Origin of the sequence: Mesorhizobium sp. M4B.F.Ca.ET.089.01.1.1 (genome assembly GCF_004022605.1) — a bacterium.
In the GTDB taxonomy this organism is placed as follows: domain Bacteria; phylum Pseudomonadota; class Alphaproteobacteria; order Rhizobiales; family Rhizobiaceae; genus Mesorhizobium; species Mesorhizobium abyssinicae.
In genome coordinates this window covers 1-3,975 of record NZ_RZOS01000482.1, presented here as the reverse complement: position 1 = coordinate 3,975, position 3,975 = coordinate 1, and the positions used below count along the sequence as shown (strand labels likewise).

Here is a 3,975-nt window from a genome sequence, read left to right as displayed (position 1 = left end):
GGCGGCTGCCGTCAGCACGGCGTGATCGCCGAGATTCGCGCCTTCCTCGAAATTGAGCTGGAACAGCCGGCGCACCAGCCGGTTCTGCACCTCCTCGCCGGCGGCGCCCGCCCAGCGGATGACGCGGTGCGCGTCGAGCGTATTGGCTGCCACCTTGATGGCGTCGAAGGCGAAATGGATCCCTTCAGCCTCGCCCAGCGGCTCGATGCGGGCATGGATCTGGCGAACGCGCTCCTCGCTGCCGAACTTGGCGATCATGTAGTCGCGGCGATCCATGCCTTCGGGCGGGATGGTGGGGTCGAGCTGGAACGGCCGCCAGCGGACATGCACCTCGACGTCGCCGGCGGCGGCAATCGCCCTGTCGAGCCGTTTCTGGCCGATAAAGCACCACGGGCAGACGACATCGGATACGACATCCACCGTGACGGAATTCTCGCCGCTCATCCGCTTCTCCTGTCCGCAATTCAGTTCGGCTTGCGCCACCAGCTTGGCAGCTGATAGCCGAATATGGGGGTCTTTTGCGGATGTTCCAGATAATTCCAGTAAGCGAGCCATTGCTGCGCGTTGTACTGCATCGGCACCATATAGTTGCCGGAGATCAGCAGCCGGTCGAGGACACGAACGGCGGCGACATAGTCTTCCTTGGAACGCGCCCTCAGCATCGCATCGATCGCCGCGTCCACGGCCGGGTCGGCGACGCCGGCAAGGTTGAACGATCCTTCGGCCCTGGCGGCGGAAGAACCCCAGCGGCCGATCTGCTCGATGCCCGGCGACAATGAGTTGTTGAAGCCGCTGGAGCCGATCAGCACCTCGAAATCGAAACGCTGCTTGCGCGACTGGATCTGGTCGCCGTCAAGGCTGCGGATGGTCATCTCGATGCCGATCTTCTCCAGCGTGCGCTGGTAAATGGCGGCGAGCCGCTCCTCATCCTGCGAGGCGGTCAGGATCTCGAAGCCAAAGGGATTACCCTGCGGGTCGTGCATCACGCCGTCCTTGACCGTGTAGCCCTCGCTCTTCAGCAGCTCGAAAGCCACTCTCAGCACCTTGCGGTCCTGGCCCGAGCCGTCGGTGACCGGCGGCCGCCAGCTGCCGTCCATGACATTGGCGGGCACGCGGCCGGGGTAGGGCGCCAGCAGCGCCTTTTCCCTGTCGTCGGCCGGATGGCCGAGCGCGGAAAGCTCGGAATTCTGCCAGTAGCTCATGGTCCGGCTGTACTTGCCGCCGAACAGGTTCTTGTTCGCCCATTCGAAGTCGTAGAGCATGCCCAGCGCGCGCCGGACGACCGGGTTGGAGAACTTCGGCAGCCTGGTGTTGAACAGGAACCCGGTCACGACGGGCGGAATGCCGGTGTCGAAGGTCTCGGCGACGACGTCGCCCTTGCGGAAGGCAGGAAAGTCGAGATCGCGTTCGCGCTTGACCGGGTCGGTCTCGTCGTCGATGGCGCAGATGCCTTTCTTGAACGCCTCGGTCTTGGCGTTGGCATTTAGGAAGTACTCGATGGTGATCTGGTCGAAATTGTCGAAGCCGCGCTTCGAAGGGACATCCTTGGCCCAATAGTCGGGATTGCGCTTGAACACGATGCGCTGGCCGGGCACCACCTGCGCCACCGTGTAGGGGCCGCTGCCGGTCACAGGCTTCAGCGTCGTCTTGTCGAAGCTGTCCTTGTCGAAGGCATGCTTCGGGATGATCGGCGTCAGCGCGACGATCAGCGGAAACTCGCGGTCGGCCTTGTCGTTGAAGGTGAAGCGCACGCTGCGGTCGCCGGTCTTTTCCAGCTTGGCGATCTTGGCCATGCGGTCGCTGTAGGGCGGGCGGCCCTTGTCGGTGAACACGTCGTAGGTGAACAGCACGTCGTCCGGCGTCACCGGCTGGCCGTCCGACCATTTTGCGTTGGGATTGAGATGGAACTCGATCGACTTGCGTTCCGGATCCATGTCGGCGCTGTCGGCGAGCAGGCCATAGAGGCTGAAGGGCTCGTCATAGTTGCGCTGCATCAGCGGCTCGAAGACCAGATTGCCGTAGATCGTATCCATCATGCCGCGTGCCGTGGTGCGCAGGCTTTTCAGGATGAACGGGTTGAGATTGTCGAAGCTGCCGACGACGCAATAGGTGATGCTGCCGCCTTTCGGCGCATCGGGATTGACGTAGTCGAAATGCGTAAAGTCCGCCGGCAGCGCCGGCTCGCCCTGCATGGCGATGGCATGCTTCGGCTCCGACAGCGCCGGTCCAGCAGCAAGGGTCAGAAACGAGGTCGCGGCGATCAGCCAAACGAGAACGCGGCCCATGACCGTCTCCTTGCCAGGCGGCTTGATGATTCGGAATGCACCCTAGAGCATTTCGTGCTCCGATTGAATCGTTACGGCACGGGGACCGAGCTGCAGGAGCTCGGCGACCGCGGGCGGCCGGCGGAGCTGCGCCAAGAATTGCGGCCGACGGGCTGGATTCGCCATCGCTGGCAGTGTAACAGGCGCTCCGAAGTCATGCTGTTGCCTCATTTCGGCAACAGGTAGCAGGACCACACGGCACGAAGAAGCCGGTCCCGGGATCATTGAGAGGAAGTACACCATATGACGAGCCTGAACAGCAACGCGTACCGCCTTTCGGTCCTGGCCGCAGGCGTGATCGGCTTTCTGGGCGCAGAACTTCCGGCTGCCTCCGCGCAGCAGCAGCAGATTCCGCAGGGCTGGTTCAAGGCCTGCACCAAGCAGGAAGATGTCGACATCTGCAATGTCCAGAACATCGTCACCGCCGGCAACGGCCAGCTCGTCACCGGCATCAGCCTGATCGAGCTGAAGGGCAAGGTGAACCGCAAGGTGTTCCAGGTCACGGTCCCGACCGGCCGTCTGGTCCCTCCCGGAATCGGCCTGCAGATCGACACCGGCAAGGCGCAGAAGCTCGACTATGTGATCTGCTTCCCCGACCGCTGCGTGGCCGAAGTGCCGCTGACCGACCAGCTCGTCGCCTCGTTCAAGAAGGGCCAGGCGATCACGCTGACCTCGGTCAATTTCCAGAACCAGCCGAACCCGATCAAGGTCGCGCTGACCGGCTTCAGCGGCGCCTATGACGGTCCGCCGCTGCAGCAGTCGGACATCGAGGACCGGCAGAAGAAGCTGAAGGACTTCGTGGCAAAGAACAACCAGGCCTTCTCCAAGAAGCTCAAGGAAGAGCAGGACAAGGCGAAGACCGCCAACTGATCGCCGGGGACTCCTGAGGGAGTCTTCCGGCTTCGAAAAAAAGCGGGGCATGCCCCGCTTTTTTTGCGCCTCAATGCCGCGACTGTCGTTTCGGTTCGTAGCGACCGTCCGGCCGCTTGTCGAACATCTCGCCGATCTGCGGATGGCGCACCGGCTCGCCCGACTTGTCCTCGAGCAGGTTCTGCTCGGAGACATAGGCGATGTATTCCGTTTCGGAGTTCTCTGCGAGAAGGTGATAGAAGGGCTGGTCCTTGCGCGGCCGCACGTCGGCCGGTATCGCCTCGTACCATTCCTCGGTGTTGGCGAATTGCGGGTCGACGTCGAAGATGACCCCGCGGAACGGAAACAGCCGGTGGCGAACCACTTGTCCGATCGAGAATTTGGCCGTTTTCATCGCACTCACCACTCAGGTTCCAAGGCGCCGTCGGTGACCGCGCAAAGGCGCCTAAGATCTTGAATTTACGCGCTGCGCCGCCAAAAATCGACCCCGACTTTCGGTTGGTGCCTATTTGGCGCAGACGCCGCGTCAATTCAACGCCAAAGCACCGCTCCTATGCCAAGCAACGAGCTGGCGGAGCCGAGGGTTTCCGGCCTGCGGCGGAAATGTCCGGCGAACCTACCGCCGGGACTGCTTGCGCAACCCGCCGGCAAGCGCCTGGAAGCCGCTGCCGGGCCTCAGCCCTTCGCGCATGAAAAAGGCGCGCAACGGCGCGAAGCTGCCGAGCACGCCGAGGCCGGCGCTGCGCGCCAACTGCGCCGGCAGCATGTCGGAGAGCAGGGA

At 63.1% G+C, this 3,975-nt stretch carries 4 protein-coding genes and 1 pseudogene; 1 reads left to right on the top strand and 4 read right to left on the bottom strand.

Translation table 11 applies throughout. The features are described 5' to 3' along the window. Together EN780_RS29000 and EN780_RS28995 are read right to left on the bottom strand one after the other, a co-directional pair. The coding region (locus EN780_RS29000) for a DsbA family oxidoreductase (RefSeq protein ID WP_133372755.1) at window positions 1-444 on the bottom strand (444 nt) is incomplete at its 3' end. Window positions 445-464: 20 nt separating this feature from the next. Next, window positions 465-2,285, bottom strand: a complete 1,821-nt coding sequence (locus tag EN780_RS28995; RefSeq protein ID WP_128276002.1) for an extracellular solute-binding protein — start codon at window positions 2,283-2,285, stop codon at window positions 465-467. 282 nt (window positions 2,286-2,567) lie between these two features. Between EN780_RS28995 and EN780_RS28990 the strand changes: the two genes are divergently transcribed. Further along, on the top strand, window positions 2,568-3,194 hold the full coding sequence (locus EN780_RS28990) for an invasion associated locus B family protein (protein WP_128276001.1): 627 nt from the start codon (window positions 2,568-2,570) through the stop codon (window positions 3,192-3,194). Between the two features lie 70 nt (window positions 3,195-3,264). Here the strand turns inward: EN780_RS28990 and hspQ are convergent, their stop codons facing one another. Both hspQ and EN780_RS40905 read right to left on the bottom strand, forming a co-directional pair. Continuing rightward, window positions 3,265-3,588, bottom strand: coding sequence for a heat shock protein HspQ (hspQ, locus tag EN780_RS28985; RefSeq protein WP_128346819.1), 324 nt, complete (start codon window positions 3,586-3,588; stop codon window positions 3,265-3,267). Between the two features lie 222 nt (window positions 3,589-3,810). After that, a pseudogene (locus EN780_RS40905) lies at window positions 3,811-3,975 on the bottom strand (UbiH/UbiF family hydroxylase); the annotation flags it as partial.

Coding starts and splice junctions, on each gene's coding strand:
- hspQ (WP_128346819.1), bottom strand. CDS start 3,588: ATGAAAACGGCCAAATTCTCGATCGGACAAGTGGTTCGCCACCGGCTG.
- EN780_RS28990 (WP_128276001.1), top strand. CDS start 2,568: ATGACGAGCCTGAACAGCAACGCGTACCGCCTTTCGGTCCTGGCCGCA.
- EN780_RS28995 (WP_128276002.1), bottom strand. CDS start 2,285: ATGGGCCGCGTTCTCGTTTGGCTGATCGCCGCGACCTCGTTTCTGACC.